The sequence below is a fragment of the Bradyrhizobium sp. genome (genome assembly GCF_049798375.1).
Taxonomy (GTDB): Bacteria; Pseudomonadota; Alphaproteobacteria; order Rhizobiales; family Xanthobacteraceae; genus Bradyrhizobium.
This window is the reverse complement of sequence record NZ_JBARGP010000268.1, coordinates 1-13677: the sequence shown is the minus strand read 5'-3', so window position 1 is coordinate 13677 and position 13677 is coordinate 1. Positions and strand designations below refer to the sequence as shown.

Annotated in this window: 17 protein-coding genes and 1 pseudogene; 6 read left to right on the top strand and 12 right to left on the bottom strand. The window is 63.6% G+C overall.

Features of this window, described 5'->3' with window-relative positions:
* The 3 genes and pseudogenes from WA702_RS11425 to WA702_RS11415 form a co-directional block, all read left to right on the top strand.
* Nucleotides 1-230: pseudogene (locus WA702_RS11425) on the top strand (alpha/beta hydrolase); the annotation flags it as partial.
* Between the two features lie 241 nt (nt 231-471).
* The gene (locus WA702_RS11420) at nt 472-954 is read left to right on the top strand and encodes a hypothetical protein (RefSeq protein WP_425110624.1); all 483 of its coding nucleotides are present in this window, start codon (nt 472-474) and stop codon (nt 952-954) included.
* Between the two features lie 151 nt (nt 955-1105).
* The gene (locus WA702_RS11415) at nt 1106-1318 is read left to right on the top strand and encodes a hypothetical protein (protein ID WP_425110623.1); all 213 of its coding nucleotides are present in this window, start codon (nt 1106-1108) and stop codon (nt 1316-1318) included.
* A 33-nt stretch (nt 1319-1351) separates the two neighbouring features.
* Here WA702_RS11415 and WA702_RS11410 read toward each other — a convergent pair whose 3' ends face one another.
* Together WA702_RS11410 and WA702_RS11405 are read right to left on the bottom strand one after the other, a co-directional pair.
* Nucleotides 1352-1792, bottom strand: coding sequence for an SRPBCC family protein (locus tag WA702_RS11410; RefSeq protein WP_425110622.1), 441 nt, complete (start codon nt 1790-1792; stop codon nt 1352-1354).
* Entirely contained in the window at nt 1792-2118 is a 327-nt protein-coding gene (locus WA702_RS11405; RefSeq protein WP_425110621.1) for an ArsR/SmtB family transcription factor, read from the bottom strand. The genes WA702_RS11410 and WA702_RS11405 overlap by 1 nt, the downstream gene beginning before the upstream one ends.
* A gap of 95 nt (nt 2119-2213) precedes the next feature.
* On the opposite strand from WA702_RS11405, the gene WA702_RS11400 reads away from it, so the two are divergent.
* Nucleotides 2214-2570, top strand: coding sequence for a GFA family protein (locus tag WA702_RS11400; RefSeq protein WP_425110620.1), 357 nt, complete (start codon nt 2214-2216; stop codon nt 2568-2570).
* Nucleotides 2571-2579: 9 nt separating this feature from the next.
* Here WA702_RS11400 and WA702_RS11395 read toward each other — a convergent pair whose 3' ends face one another.
* From WA702_RS11395 to WA702_RS11385, 3 genes are all read right to left on the bottom strand, one after another.
* Nucleotides 2580-3284, bottom strand: coding sequence for a glutathione S-transferase (locus WA702_RS11395; protein ID WP_425110619.1), 705 nt, complete (start codon nt 3282-3284; stop codon nt 2580-2582).
* Nucleotides 3285-3456: 172 nt separating this feature from the next.
* Complete coding sequence (locus WA702_RS11390) at nt 3457-4395, bottom strand: Tim44 domain-containing protein (RefSeq protein ID WP_425110625.1); 939 nt, start codon at nt 4393-4395, stop codon at nt 3457-3459.
* 478 nt (nt 4396-4873) lie between these two features.
* Nucleotides 4874-5146 carry a hypothetical protein gene (locus tag WA702_RS11385; protein ID WP_425110626.1) on the bottom strand — a complete coding sequence of 91 codons (273 nt, stop codon included), beginning with the start codon at nt 5144-5146 and terminating at the stop codon, nt 4874-4876.
* Here WA702_RS11385 and WA702_RS11380 point away from each other — a divergent pair.
* Nucleotides 5104-6408: a tyrosinase family protein gene (locus tag WA702_RS11380; RefSeq protein WP_425110618.1), complete on the top strand. Its 1305-nt coding sequence runs from the start codon at nt 5104-5106 to the stop codon at nt 6406-6408. The two genes, WA702_RS11385 and WA702_RS11380, sit on opposite strands and share 43 nt — an antisense overlap.
* 42 nt (nt 6409-6450) lie before the next feature.
* Here the strand turns inward: WA702_RS11380 and cckA are convergent, their stop codons facing one another.
* From cckA to flgB, 7 genes are all read right to left on the bottom strand, one after another.
* Nucleotides 6451-9042, bottom strand: coding sequence for a cell cycle histidine kinase CckA (cckA, locus tag WA702_RS11375; protein WP_425110617.1), 2592 nt, complete (start codon nt 9040-9042; stop codon nt 6451-6453).
* Between the two features lie 151 nt (nt 9043-9193).
* Nucleotides 9194-10273, bottom strand: a complete 1080-nt coding sequence (gene flhB, locus WA702_RS11370) for a flagellar biosynthesis protein FlhB (RefSeq protein ID WP_425110616.1) — start codon at nt 10271-10273, stop codon at nt 9194-9196.
* A gap of 14 nt (nt 10274-10287) precedes the next feature.
* The gene (gene fliR / locus WA702_RS11365; protein ID WP_425110615.1) at nt 10288-11055 is read right to left on the bottom strand and encodes a flagellar biosynthetic protein FliR; all 768 of its coding nucleotides are present in this window, start codon (nt 11053-11055) and stop codon (nt 10288-10290) included.
* 175 nt (nt 11056-11230) lie between these two features.
* The gene (gene fliQ, locus WA702_RS11360) at nt 11231-11494 is read right to left on the bottom strand and encodes a flagellar biosynthesis protein FliQ (protein ID WP_425110614.1); all 264 of its coding nucleotides are present in this window, start codon (nt 11492-11494) and stop codon (nt 11231-11233) included.
* A 150-nt stretch (nt 11495-11644) separates the two neighbouring features.
* Nucleotides 11645-12001: a flagellar hook-basal body complex protein FliE gene (fliE, locus tag WA702_RS11355; protein WP_425110613.1), complete on the bottom strand. Its 357-nt coding sequence runs from the start codon at nt 11999-12001 to the stop codon at nt 11645-11647.
* A gap of 21 nt (nt 12002-12022) precedes the next feature.
* Complete coding sequence (gene flgC / locus WA702_RS11350; RefSeq protein ID WP_425110612.1) at nt 12023-12448, bottom strand: flagellar basal body rod protein FlgC; 426 nt, start codon at nt 12446-12448, stop codon at nt 12023-12025.
* Between the two features lie 37 nt (nt 12449-12485).
* Complete coding sequence (gene flgB / locus WA702_RS11345; RefSeq protein WP_425110611.1) at nt 12486-12893, bottom strand: flagellar basal body rod protein FlgB; 408 nt, start codon at nt 12891-12893, stop codon at nt 12486-12488.
* A 358-nt stretch (nt 12894-13251) separates the two neighbouring features.
* Here flgB and WA702_RS11340 point away from each other — a divergent pair.
* Nucleotides 13252-13677: flagellar biosynthetic protein FliO (locus WA702_RS11340; RefSeq protein WP_425110610.1), on the top strand; the 426-nt coding region annotated here is incomplete at its 3' end.

Here is a 13677-nt window from a genome sequence, read left to right as displayed (position 1 = left end):
GCTTCGTGCAGGCCCTGCGCGCGCCCTACGCCGCGCCAGGGCTGCACCGCGTCTTTGTCTATGCCAGCGGCTGGAGCGCAACGCCATTCACCGCGCAATATGAGCGGCTGCGCAGCGATGCCGCCTGGACCGTGCATACCATCGCCTGCGCCCACAATGTGGTCCGCTACGCGCCCGATGAGACGTACGACGTACTGATGGAGACGGCGCGCAAAGTCGCCGCAGCCTGACATCGCCGTCCCTGTAGGTCTGCGGCTGCAACGGGCAGAGCTACGGCAATGACTGCATGCGCCGGCGGGCCGGTGCATCGCTCGCACATAAAGGCGCTTGCTGACGGTTCGCGGGCTGTCATCTGCGATCACCGGAAACGCCTCTCGTTTGCCACAGTCGCGCTGCTACCAAAGCGGCGCGACTGATTGGCGCTTGCGGCCTCCTCGCGCACAGGCTTCAATGGCGCGGGGGTACTTTCGCATGACTTTCGATCGATTGTTCTATCAGGCTGCAGCCGGCGCGGCCGCAGCCGGCCTTGCAGCCTTGCTCGCCGCCTCGCCGGCCGCCGCCGCCACCGACCGCTGTGACGATCTCGCCAAGCAGTTGAAGAACCAGATCGATGGCATGCGCATCGGCCAGACTGCGGCCGGCACCATCTATCTCGCGCATCCCAGGGCACGCGAGATCACACTCGGCTGCTCAGGTAAGAATTTCAGCAATCAATTATTCGCCAAGGCCGACCGCAAGCCGACGCCCGCCTTCGTCGATCTGATCGCGAGCGCGTCCGCGATCATCTTCACGCTGCCGAAGGCCGACATGCAGCGCGGCGCCAGCCGCTGCATCCGTCGCATGGGCTTCCTGCACGGCGACGATGTCTCGATCCGCTACCGTCGGCTCGACATCCGCTGCGTCAGGACCAAGACGGAATCCACCATCACGATCTCCCGCAGCAAGGATCAATAGGCGCGACTTTCTGGGATGCCTGCAGGGCATTGTTCATCATCGGCGATCAGTCCGGACGGATTGCGCGCAATTTTAGCGATTTGCTTGACGGAGCTTTGGTCACCTCCGGACAACGCTTGTAACAACACAAGCCAGCCCGAGGAGATGGACCATGTCCGTTTCAAGCCTTTCGACCACACCATCGCCTCCGGCGCCCGCGCCGTCGACTGATCCGTCGACGTCGTCGTCGCAGCAGGCGAATAATCAGCAGAACGCAACGCCGAACCTGAACAAGGACGGCGACCAGGTCGCGGCGGAACAGCAGCAGACCGCACGCGCGCCGCTGCCGCCCGGACAGGGCACGCGGGTCGACATGCTGGTCTGACCTGAGCTACCGGAACGTGTGAGACGGCGCGGATCAGATCTGCGCCGTCTCGCGCCCGATTGCGTCCATAACGTTGCCCCAACCCGGGCTCATCATGTCGAAGGCGATCTTGTTGCCCGGGAAGACGAAGCCGTCGTGCTCCATGCGCAGATGGGTGCCGCCATCCACCGGCGTCAATGTCCAGGTCACCTCGCTGTCGAGCCTGGAGCCATAGGCCGGATTGGAATCCGCACCGCCCTTCCAGGAATAGCGCAGCATCCGCGGCGGCTCGCAGGCCAGCACCTCGCATTGCACGACGCCGTCCCAATCGCCCATCGGTTTGGTCCGGAAGGTGAAGCGATGGCCGACCACGGCCGCGAAATCATTCGGCATCAGCCATTTCGCGATCACCTCGCTCGTGGTCAATGTCCGCCAGATTTTCTCGGGCGGAAATAACAGCACCTTCTCCACTACGATCGCCTGCGCATCAGCCATCACGTTTCATCCTTCAGCAGCTTCTCGAGATTTGCGAACCGCTCGCGCCAGAAATTGCGGTAGTGATCGAGCCAGTCGACCAGCGGCGCCAGCCCCTGCAGCGTGACGCGATAGTGCACGTGCCGCCCGTCCCGACGCTCCATCACCAGGCCTGCGTCGCGCAGCGCCTTCAGGTGCTGCGAAATCGCGGGTTGCGAAACGTCAGCCCCCTTCGCGAGTCCGGTGGCGGCAACCTCCCCCTCACGCACAATGCGCTCGAACACCGCCCGCCGCGTCGGATCGGCGAGCGTCTTCATGACCGTCGTCAGCGAGATCGGAGCTGTCATGATCAATATATAAGTATATACTTATACATTGTCAAATTGCATCCTGTTGCCTTGCTTCGGAGCTATCCTGCTCCGTCGGCCAAGGAGCATCAGCGATGACCAACAGGACCTACACCGGCGGCTGCCACTGCGGTCAGGTGCGCTTCGAATGCACCACCGATCTCGCCATGGTGACGGCCTGCAACTGCTCGATCTGCACCAAGAAGGGGCTGCATTTCACGTTCCTGGCACCGACAGCTTTTCAGCTCCGCGCCGGTGAGGAGAATTTGCGTGAATATCTCTTCAACCGGCACGCCATCCGGCATCAGCTCTGCATCGATTGCGGCGTCGACGTGTTTGCGCGCGGCAGCAAGCCGGATGGCAGCGAGGTCGTGGCTCTCAATGTGAGCTGCATTGACGGCATCGAGCTGGCCAAGCTCGCGATGACGCCGTTCGACGGCAAGAGCGTATAAGCCCGTCGGTCAGGCATCGAGCGGCTTGTAGTAGCGGAAGATGCCGTCTTCGTTGAACGGAATCCGGCGTTCGCTGGCGAGATAGGCCGCGATATTGGGTCGCGCGGCGATGCGGTCATGCAGCGCGATCAGGCCTGGAATCCTGCGCTCGAACGCCTTCATCTGCCGCGGAAAGGCATAGCGCAGTCCCTCGACATTCTGGAACAGCGAGAGATCGACGTAAGTGAGCTTGCGCCCGATGATATAGGGGCCGTTGTCGGCCAGGATGCGTTCGAAATAGCCGAGGAATTTCGGCACCCGCTCGCTCCAGAATTCCGCCGTGCGCTTCTTCGCCGGCGCGCGCTGATCCTCGTAGTACAGCGTCGGCCCGAGCGGATGATGGGTGTCGTGCACCTCGACCACGAAGTCGGTGATCGTGAGCTGGAGCTGATGCACCCAGAGCTGCGCGGCCTCCGATCTGGGCACCAGATCGTGGCGAGGTCCGAGATAGAACAGGATGTTGGCAACCTGCCCGATCACGAGCTTGCCGGCTTTCAGGAACGGTGGCGCAAACGGCGGCGTGCCACTTTTCGCCTCCAGCATCTTCGTCATCTCCGACATGCCGCCGGACTCGCGGGCGACGTCGCGATACGAAGCGCCGGCTTCCTCCAGTGCGAGGCGAACATATTCGCCACGGCCCTGGATCGAGGGCCAGTAATAGAGTTCATAGCGCATGGGCGTTGCTCCGATGGGCCGGCGCCCATGCAATGCGGCGGGACGCGGATGAGTTCACCGCGAACAGTATAGCAGCCCATCGGGCACGGAGCTCAGTCCATCCGCTGAAAGCAAAAAGCGCCGCGGATGGCTCCGCGGCGCTTCGTCCATGTCTCGTGCTGTGGTCTAACGTTCAGTTGGTCTGCTGGATCGCCGAAACCTGCCAATTGCCGCCGCGCTGGCGTAGAAAGGTCCAGACTTCGGTGACCTGGGTCGGCTGCTCCGAGCCCTCGACCAGCCGGCCGCTGGCGCGGTCGAGCGTGGTGTCGACGAGCGAGAAGCGCAGCGCCACCGTCGCGAAGTCTTCGTCGCCCTCGCGCCAAGCTTCCGCCAGGTCGCCCTGCAGCAGCTTGACGCCGGTAACCTTGTTGATCACGCCGCGGGCGCGGTTCTGCTCCAGGTCGCGCTCGAAATAGGACACCATCTCGGGCGTCGCCAGCAGCCTGATGCGGCCGACATCCTCATTCGACCATGCCGCTTGGATGTCGCCGAGCAGCCGCTCGAACGCCTCATAATCGGCAGGCAGGATCTGCAATGGCGCGCTGTTCGTGCCAACACCGCCGAAGCCCATGTTGGAGCGGAAGTTCTGCTGATCCGGCGGTGGAACGGTGCCGGCATAGGCTGGCATATTGCGGCGCTGCCACCAGGCCATGGCCATCCGCACCAGGAACACGATCAGCACGACCTGCAGCAGCAGGCCAAGGATCGAGGAGAAGCCGCCGAGCCCCGAAAACAGGCCGCCGCCGAACAGCATGCCGAACAGGCCGGCGCCGAGGAAGCCCGCGGCCAGGCCGCCAAGCAGGCCGCCGCCGCGGTTGAAGAAGCCGCCACGCGCAGGCGCGCCAAAGGCGCCGCCGTTGTTGCCCGGCTGGGTATAGGTCCGATTGAAGGGCGATGCCGTTCCCGGCGAGGTCGAGGTTGACGGCGGCGCGGAGAACGTCCGGGAGCCGCGGGAACCCGAGGAGAAGCCGCCGCCGACCCTGGCATCGGCCGCCGAGACGGCCAGCACCGCCGGCAGCGCCAGCGAAATAAGTACGGCCATCGCCTTCACGAGACCGCCGGTGCGCTGCATGAGTTTCATGTGTGGTTTCCCAAAAAGTCCTCGTGGTCGAGAACGCTTCTAAAATGGGCAGGGTTCTCGAAATGTGAAGCCGCCAGCCCCCCGTGGGGCTGCGACGCGGCGTCGCGGTTCCCTAGCAGCGTCCACCGGCTACCTACAAGTACCTGAACGTTCATTGAACGATCGAACTATCTCTGATAGAATCTCTGACTTAAACTACGACTTTACCTATTTGCGACGGACGGGCGAAGCTGGGCGCGGCCGGTCGAAACGTCGGCCATTATTGTTCCTGACAGCACCATTATCCCTAACCACCACACGCTCACTTCAGCTTACCGATGTCAACGCGGCTTAGGGGGATGACATGTGGCATCAACGCGAACTTTCACGCCGGAGTGCACTGCTCGGGACCGCCGCGGCGGCCACATCACTTCTGATCAAGCCGGAGCGCAGTTGGGCTGCCACCGCCAGCAGGCCGGACATTGCGTCGTCAGCCGGCCAGCACATGGTTGATATCTACGCGGAAGCCGTGAAGGCCATGCAAAATCCCGCTATCAACTATCCGCCGCAGCCGCAAAGCTGGACGTTCCAGGCCTATATCCATGCCGTCCCGCTCAATCCGTTCGATCCAGCCAATTCCGGTGGACTTCGCGGGCAGAGCTTGAAGACGCGGATTGACGAAATCTACGGCGAGCCGGCGGCGCATACGCCCCAGGCGGAATGGAAGGCAGCCGCCGAAAAATGCTGGGCCACTTGCCAGCATTCCAGCCCCTATTCACGACCTGGCATCGCTGGTACCTCCACTACTTCGAACGCATCTGCCGGAAATTGTCGAAGCGACCTGAATTCGTTCTGCCCTACTGGAATTATGGCTCCGACACCGGCCCGTCACTGCAATTGCCGCAACAATTCATCACCGTTTCGCAGGATTCCACGCAGCCCAACGTGTTGTTCTTCGACGATCGCGGGCTTGGATTTGGCGATGGACAGGCGACCGGCCAGCAGAATGTCGCGATGAACGACGGCGGCTACATGCCGTATTCCTTCGTTCAGTACGGTCCTGCGCTCAGCACCCACGACATGTTCCCCTCGGATGCATCCAATAACGTTGTGGTCGATCCGACGCAGCCCGGTTATCTTGCCTTCGGACATACCGGCCGGCTGGAATGCGCCCCGCATGACAACGTGCATGACTATGTCGGCGGCTGGATGGGCAATGTCCCCTCGGCTGCCGGTGATCCGATCTTCTACATGCACCACTGCCAGATCGACCGGCTCTATGCGTCATGGGAAGCGATGTCCGGATCGGCCTATAATTGGGGCACGACGCCTGCCGAGCCGGCCGAGCAGAGCTGGAAATCGAGACCCGCGTCGTTTGTCGACGAGAATGGCAAGCTCATGCAGGTCAAGCTGGGCGATGCCGTCAACACCAGCGCGCTCGATTATAGCTACGATCAACTGGTGCCACCCGCGCGCCCCGCAGTGGCCTCTCTCTTTACAGCAGGCGCGCCGCGGGTGGCGCCCGTCGCGGTGGCCGCCATGGAAACCAAGAACTTCAATGTCCAGAGCGGCGGCAGCACGACCGTTCTGCAGCCATCCTCCAATGCCGCCCCTCCGACCGCACTGAGCGCGCCCAGCGGCAATGCGCCGCAGACCCTGGTTCTCAAAGGCATCAAACTGATACGCCGGCCGCGCGCGCCGCTGAGCGTGTTCATCAACATGCCAAAAGGCACCCCGCCGCGGCTGCATAACGGCTTCTATGTCGGCACGCTCAATCTGTTCAACTTCGACCTCGGCACCGGCAGCGTCATGAACCACGATGATGCGGGCGACCACGCCGACCATGCCGACCACGACGCGGCAGGTGCCGAAGCGCGCTTCGACGTGACCGAGGTTCTGCGCCGCCAGCGCGCCAACGGCATCTGGGATGGCGGCCCGGTCTCTGTCACCATTTCCACGCTTGGCGCCGATGTTCCCGCGAGCGCGACTTACATTACCATCGAAAGCGCAAGTATCGTGCCCTGACCGGCGGAAGCAGCCCGGTCAGTTCGCGCGTGCGCCGCATCGCTATTGCAGCGCCATCGTCTCCTTCACCGCCGCGACGAGCTGGCTCAGCGTGAACGGCTTCGGCAGGAACGCGAACTGCTGGTTTTCCGGCAGGCTCTTCTCGAAGGCATCCTCGGCATAACCCGAGACGAAGATGATCTTGATCTCCGGGTTGCGGTCGCGCATTGCCTTGAGCAGCGTCGGACCGTCCATCTCCGGCATGACCACGTCCGAGACCACGAGATCGACCGCACCGTTGCACGCCTCGAGTTCTTCCATCGCCTCGACGCCGTTCGAGGCCTCGATCACGCTGTAGCCGCGCGAGCGCAGCCCGCGGGCGTTGAGCGCGCGCAGCCCTTCCTCGTCCTCGACCAGCAGGATGGTGCCCTGCCCGGTCATGTCGGCACGCGCTTTCGCTTCGGCGGCTGCGGGCGCTAGGGCTTCCTTGGCCGCGCCACTGCCGTTGGTCGGCTGCGGCTCGGCCTGGGCCTCCTGCTCGACATGATGCCGCGGCAGGAAGATATTGAACGAGGTGCCCTTGCCCATCTCGCTGTCGACGTAGACGAAGCCGCCGGTCTGCTTGATGATGCCGTAGACCGTGGAGAGGCCGAGCCCGGTGCCCTTGCCGACCTCCTTGGTCGAGAAGAACGGTTCGAATATCTTGTCGCGGATCTCGGCGGGGATGCCAGTGCCGGTGTCAGTGATGGTTATGCGCACATAGTCCGCGACCGGCATGCCCTTGTAGGCGGCCTGCGCCGCCTCCTCGGCCGCGACATTGCCGGTGCGCACGCTGAGCTTGCCGCCGTCAGGCATCGCGTCGCGCGCATTGACCGCGAGATTGACGATCACCTGCTCGAACTGGGACACGTCGACCTTGACCGGCCACAGGTCGCGGCCGTGGACCAGGTCGAGCTTGACCTTCTCGCCGATCAGCCGCCGCAGCAGCATGGTGAGATCGGACAGCGCATCACCGAGATCGAGCACCTGCGGCCGCAGCGTCTGCCGGCGCGAGAACGCAAGCAGCTGCCGCACCAAGGTAGCGGCGCGCGTCGCGTTCTGCTTGATCTGCATGATGTCCTGGAACGACGGATCGGTCGGCTTGTGCGCGTTCAGCAGGAAATCGTTGGCCATCATGATGGCCGAGAGCACATTGTTGAAGTCGTGGGCAATGCCGCCGGCGAGCTGGCCGACCATCTCCATCTTCTGCGACTGGTTGATCTGGTTTTCGAGCGTGCGCCGCTCGGTAGTCTCTAGCATGTAGACGATCGCAGCCTCAGTCTCGCGCTCGCTCTCCTCGACCGCCGTCACGAAAAATTGCCCGAACCGCTCCTTCGCGCCGTCCAGCATCACCTCGACCGGCGGGATGTCGGCCTGCCTCTCTGCGGCCTGATTGATCGCGGCGATCAGCAGGTTGCGGTCGCGCGGTGAGACCGCGCGAAAGATCGATTTTGCGGCCGCGGCATCGGAACTCAGGTTCTGCGCGAGCTTGGCGTAGCGGGCGTTGGCGCGCACCACCGCGCCTGAGCGATCGACAGTCGCGATCGCCATCGGCGTGTGGTCGAAGAAGCGCATGAAGCGGACTTCGGCGGCACGTTCGGGATCGGAGCGCTCGTCGCGGGCGCGGCTGATCACCAGCGTGCGCGACGGACCCGCTGCGCCATCGGCACCAAAAGCCAGTTTGTGATAGAGCCGCACCGGCATGGTCTTGCCGCCGCGCATCTTCAGGTCGATGTCGAACACCTCGGTCTTGACCTCGCCGGGGACTGCGACGATCGAGGTCAGCAGCGAGGCGCCGTCGCCGGAGACGACGTCGGTGAGCCTCAAACCGCCCGAGCCGATCTCGGCGAGATCATAGTCGAGCCAGTTGGCGAGCGTCGCGTTGACGTAGACGAGGCTGCCTTCGGCATTGACCGAGAAGAAGCCGCAGGGTGCGTGATCGAGATATTCGATCGCATGCTGCAGTTCCTGGAACACGTCCTCCTGACGCTCGCGGTCGCGAGTGATGTCGCCGATCGACCACACCGCGTATTTCTGCTCCTGCTTGGTCTTGCCCAGCGGGCGCACCCGCATGCGCAGCCAGCGGCCTTGACCACCCTGACCGCCCTCGCCCGCGGCTGCAATCCGCACCTCCTCCTGCAGCCGCTTGCCCTCGCGCGCCGCCTTGAGCAGCCGGAACACGGCTTCCGAGACATCGGGGTTGCCGATGAACACCCGCTCGATCGGGCGCGCCTCCTGCGTGCTGGCAGCGCCGGTCATCGTCAGATAGGCGGCGTTGGCATAGACCACGTGGCCACGCGGATCGGTCACCGCGAGCCCATCGGGCGCCAGATCAGGCACTTTCCCCATCACCGGATCGTCGGTGGTGCGGTCGGCGAAGCGGACGATGCCGGCGGCGAACGCGAACAGGTTGAACAGCCCGACGGTGGCCAGCACCGACAACAGGCCGAGGATGTAGGGCTGTGCCTGCGCCCGCCCGATCGTCATCAGCACCACGGCGGCCGCCACCAGGACGCCGGCAACCAACAGCACCAGCAGAATGCTGCCGCTGCGCCGCTGCCGCTCGGGCAGGCTCACCTGATCCTGGGACGCATCGTTGTCGAATTCGGCGCTCATGGCAAAAGGACGCGACCTGCCGGCAGGGACATGATGCGCATTGGCGCGCCATCTGCCTTCCCCTGCCTGAATCGACCGCTCCTGCGCAAGCCCGTCAAGTCGAGATTCCGTTGTTTATCCGCAATTTACGACGGATTGGGGCTCTCGCCGCTCAGGTGCGCCGCCCGGACAGGCTGCGCCGCAGCCCCATGACATAGCCGATGATCTCAGCGACCGCGTGGTAATGTTCCACCGGGATCTCCTCGTCGATGTCGACGGTAGCGTAGAGCGAGCGCGCCAGCGGCACGTTCTCGACGATCGGAATGTCGTGGGCACGGGCAACCTCCCGGATCTTGAACGCGAGGCTGTCGACACCTTTGGCGACGCAGAGCGGCGCCGACATGCCGCGTTCGTAGGACAAGGCGACTGAATAGTGCGTCGGGTTGGTAATGATCACCGAGGCCTTGGGAACCGCAGCCATCATGCGCTTGCGCATCTTGGCCTGGCGAAGCTGCCTGATGCGCCCTTTGACGTGAGGGTCGCCTTCGGACTGCTTGTATTCCTCCTTGACCTCCTGCACCGACATTTTCAGCTTCTCGTACCATTGCCGGTACTGGAACGCATAATCGCCGATCGCGACCAGCGCGAGCAGCGCCACCACCGAGCCCATCAGGCGGTGGATCAGCGAGAACGAGACGCCGAGCAGCGTGCCGGGATCGAGGTGCAGCAGCGATTCCATCCGGAACCGCTCCGGCCAGAGGATCATCGTCATCACGGTGCCGAGCAGCCCGAGCTTGAACAGGCCCTTGCCGAAATTGACCGCGGACTGCTTGCTGAACAGCCGCTTGAAGCCTGCGAGCGGCGACAGCTTGCCGAAATTCGGCTTCAGGGACTCGGCGGACCACACCAGGCGATGCTGCAGCATGTTGGCGCCGATCGCGGCGAGCGCGAGCATCAGGATCGGAATGCCGATCGCCGACACCACCGCGAACAGCAGGCCACGGCCCAGCGCCAACAGCGACTGTCCGTCGGTATGGATCATCCAGGCATTGGCGATCAGGTTGCGCAGCGGCACCATCAGCGCGGTGCCGATCGAGTTGGAGAAGGTCGACATCAACAGCAACGCCGCCGCGATCACGAACCAGGTGTTGATCTCCTGGCTCTTGACCACATCGCCACGGCCGACCGCGTCGTCGATCCGTTTCTGCGTCGGGTCTTCTGTTTTGTCTTCGCTATCGCCGCCCTCGGCCATCGGTCAGAAATCCCTCAGTTCGGCATCATGTCGTGCATCACGCCGTCGAAATAGCCGAGGAACGTCCCCATCATCGCCGCCAGCACGAGGGCGAGGATCAGGAAGCCGAGCATGATCGAGAGCGGCGCACCGACGAAATAGACTTGCATCTGCGGCATCAGGCGCGCGAGCACCCCGAGCCCGACATTGAAGACGAGGCCGAACACCAGGAACGGCGCCGAGAGCTGCAGGCCGATCTTGAACGCGGTGCCGAAGGCCTGCGTCGCAAGCGCGGCCACGTCGCCGCTTGGCACCAATTCGCCGGGTGCGAACACCTTGTAGCTGTCACTGAGCGCCGCGATCACCAGGTGATGGCTGTCGGTGGCGAACAGCATCGTCACGCCGAGCATGGTAAGGAAGTTGCCGACCAGCACGCCCTGCTGACCCTGGGTCGGATCAACTGCGGTAACGAAGCCGAGCCCCATCTGCTGAGCGATCACCGCGCCGGCGACCTGCAGCGCGGCGAAGGTCACGCGCGCGGTCGCGCCGAGCACGATGCCGATGATGATCTCATGCAGCAGCATCACCACCATGGGCGCTATCGATTCCAGATCGACGTGATAGGCTTGGCGGTGCAGCGGCAGGATGATCATGGTGAGCAGCAGCGCGATCGAAAGCTTGAGGCGCACTGGGATGTTGGTCTCGCCCAGCCCCGGCAGCAGCATCACCATGGCGGAGACGCGCGCGAACGCCAGCATGAAGGCGGCGGCGTAGACAGGCAGGAAAGAGATATCGACACGCATCGTCCGGCGTCCTGGCCTTGACGGCCGCAGCCGGTGCGGCGGCTCAGTCGCGAAAGCCCGAGCCGAGTGGCCGTTCGCGCGATTGAAGGAGGCGACAGTCCCGATCCGGCGCCTGCGTGCTACGACCGGTTCGCGCGGGGCGACGAGAGCAGGCTCCGCCGCGCCGGACATTGCCTCATCCGCCGATGATTCGCGACGTGATCCGCAACATATGCGCTTCCAGCGCGTCGGCCATGAAAGGCAGCGCGAGCAGCAATGTCACGAAGATCGCGATGATCTTCGGCACGAACACCAGGGTCTGCTCCTGGATCTGGGTGAGCGCCTGGAACAGCGAGACGACGACACCGACCACGAGGCCCACCACCATCAGCGGCGACGATACGATCACGATCGTCCAGATCGCGTCGCGCGCGACGTCAAGCGTTTCCGCACCGGTCATGTTTCGCCCGCCCATTCCGTTATCGTGTTCAATCTATCAAGCCGTCGCATGACGGCGGCCCCGCTCCCCATGATCCGCTCGTGGTCCATGAAGATCCCCGGGCTCGCGCAGCATGCACGGGCCGTATCACGCACAGGTCGCGACGATCGGTCAGATCGTCATCTTCATGATGTCTTCATAGGCCTGGATCACGCGGTCGCGCACCGAGACCAGGGTCGACACCGCGACATCGGTCTCCGCGACCGCCGTGACGACGTCCATCACATTCGCCTTGCCGGAGGCCATCGCGACGGTCTGGGCGTCCGACTTGCGGCCGGTCTCCATGACACCGCCGATCGCATCCTTCAGCACCGCGCTGAATGACGGACCGCCGCTCTCCTGACCGCCCGCATTGCCGAGCACGTCGCGAACGCGCGCGAGATCGCCGAACTTGTTACTCGAGCCCCCGGTATCTAGAACCTTGGCGAGATTGGCATAGGCGGTTGCCGCGCTGATTGGAGTGGCCATGACTTACGTTTCCCTGTTTCTTCAAGTCTTAAGGATGTCGAGTGTGCGTTGAATCATGCGGCGTGTGGCGCCGATGATGTTCAAATTCGCCTCGTAGGATCGCTGCGCATCGCGCATGTCGGTCATTTCGATCAGCGGGTTCACATTCGGATATTTGACGTTGCCGGTGGCATCCGCAGCCGGATTGCTCGGGTCGTACTTGACCTTGAATGCCGACTGATCCGGCACGACCTTGCCGAGGCTCACCACCTTGGCATCGGCCGCGCGGTCGAGCGCCGAGGTGAAGGTCGGGACCTTGCGCCGATAGGGATCGCCGCCCGCGGTCGCGGCCGTCGAATCGGCGTTGGCGATGTTTTCCGAAATGACCCGCATGCGTCCGGCCTGCGCACGCAGGCCCGAGGTCGCGATCGTCATCGAGCGCAGGAAATCGCTGGAATCATTGGCCATGCTTGTCGCTCTCCATTCCTAGTCCGCTCAGCCCTTGTCAGCCCTTGCCGATCGCCGTCTTCAGCAGATGCAGGCTCTTGCTATAGAGCGAGGTGGCCGCGGCGTAGTCCATCTGGTTGGCGGAGACCTTGAGCATCTCGTCTTCCAGATTGACGGCATTGCCGGTGGGCCTGGTCTCGAAGCCCGCCTTGCGATTCTGGTCGAAGCTCGCGCCGCCATCCGAAGTCGAGGCGATGGTCACCCCGCTGGTGTGCGCCAACGCCAGCGGCGCCATGCCGCCCGCAACCGCACCGGTTGCATCGAACTTCGGCGCAACCAGATCGCGCGGCTTGAAATTCGGCGTATCGGAGTTGGAAACGTTCTCCGAGAGAACGCGCTGCCGCTCCTGGTGCCACTGCATCTTGGTACGCAACGCCGACAACACCGGAAAATCGTTGATGGACATTGCGCCGCTCCGTTCTATCCGGCTGATTCAATACCTTCTGAGGTAGGTACAATCTGCCGAGTGTATGGTTAATACGGAGTTAACGTGATGTGCGGTGCACCCCGGAATGTTCCCGGATTTTGGCAGGTTTTTAAGAATCTGCCGGCACACCTGCGCAGCGCTGCACCAAATTGGCACGCCGAAGCTTTCCAAGAAGTCGTTTTGGCTCGGCCGATTCATGGGTTATTAAGATACCGGGCGGCAGTTCCTGCCGTCGCGCGTTAACAGTGGTTCCGATCGAGACGGCTTCGTTCAGCGTTGGCGAACCCCATCCGACAGACGAGAGCCCTTCAGGAAGCGGGATTTGCCGGGGACAGACATGCAGGCACTGACCTTTATTTTCGCGTTCGTGGCCGTGCTGGCGCTGATTTTGCTGGTCGCCTGGCTGGTGCGGCGATTCGCGGGCAACCGTCTCGGCACGACGGCGAATCGCGGCCGCATGCCACGCCTCGCCGTGATCGATGCGGCCGCTGTGGATGGACGCCGCCGGCTGGTGCTGGTGCGTCGTGACAACGTCGAACATCTCCTGATGATCGGCGGCCCGACCGACATCGTCGTCGAATCGAACATCGTACGTGCCGCCTCGGCGCGCGAGCAGATCGCCCAGCGTCCCGGCCTCGCGGCCACCGAGCCACCACCGCCGCGGATCGCGCCGCTGCCCGATGCGCAGCTCTGGCCCGAAAGCGAATCGGCCAAGGCCGACGCGTTCGATCATCCCGAGCCGGCGGTGCAGCCGATGCCGGAG

Excerpts from the sequence above, each read along its gene's own strand:
- WA702_RS11395 (WP_425110619.1), bottom strand. The coding sequence starts at position 3,284 with ATGCGCTATGAACTCTATTACTGGCCCTCGATCCAGGGCCGTGGCGAA.
- WA702_RS11390 (WP_425110625.1), bottom strand. The coding sequence starts at position 4,395 with ATGCAGCGCACCGGCGGTCTCGTGAAGGCGATGGCCGTACTTATTTCG.
- flgB (WP_425110611.1), bottom strand. The coding sequence starts at position 12,893 with ATGTCCATCAACGATTTTCCGGTGTTGTCGGCGTTGCGTACCAAGATG.
- WA702_RS11420 (WP_425110624.1), top strand. The coding sequence starts at position 472 with ATGACTTTCGATCGATTGTTCTATCAGGCTGCAGCCGGCGCGGCCGCA.
- WA702_RS11415 (WP_425110623.1), top strand. The coding sequence starts at position 1,106 with ATGTCCGTTTCAAGCCTTTCGACCACACCATCGCCTCCGGCGCCCGCG.
- WA702_RS11405 (WP_425110621.1), bottom strand. The coding sequence starts at position 2,118 with ATGACAGCTCCGATCTCGCTGACGACGGTCATGAAGACGCTCGCCGAT.
- WA702_RS11400 (WP_425110620.1), top strand. The coding sequence starts at position 2,214 with ATGACCAACAGGACCTACACCGGCGGCTGCCACTGCGGTCAGGTGCGC.
- cckA (WP_425110617.1), bottom strand. The coding sequence starts at position 9,042 with ATGAGCGCCGAATTCGACAACGATGCGTCCCAGGATCAGGTGAGCCTG.
- fliR (WP_425110615.1), bottom strand. The coding sequence starts at position 11,055 with ATGCGTGTCGATATCTCTTTCCTGCCTGTCTACGCCGCCGCCTTCATG.
- flgC (WP_425110612.1), bottom strand. The coding sequence starts at position 12,448 with ATGGCCAATGATTCCAGCGATTTCCTGCGCTCGATGACGATCGCGACC.
- WA702_RS11410 (WP_425110622.1), bottom strand. The coding sequence starts at position 1,792 with ATGGCTGATGCGCAGGCGATCGTAGTGGAGAAGGTGCTGTTATTTCCG.
- flhB (WP_425110616.1), bottom strand. The coding sequence starts at position 10,273 with ATGGCCGAGGGCGGCGATAGCGAAGACAAAACAGAAGACCCGACGCAG.
- WA702_RS11380 (WP_425110618.1), top strand. The coding sequence starts at position 5,104 with ATGGAAGGCAGCCGCCGAAAAATGCTGGGCCACTTGCCAGCATTCCAG.
- fliQ (WP_425110614.1), bottom strand. The coding sequence starts at position 11,494 with ATGACCGGTGCGGAAACGCTTGACGTCGCGCGCGACGCGATCTGGACG.
- WA702_RS11385 (WP_425110626.1), bottom strand. The coding sequence starts at position 5,146 with ATGCTGGCAAGTGGCCCAGCATTTTTCGGCGGCTGCCTTCCATTCCGC.
- fliE (WP_425110613.1), bottom strand. The coding sequence starts at position 12,001 with ATGGCCACTCCAATCAGCGCGGCAACCGCCTATGCCAATCTCGCCAAG.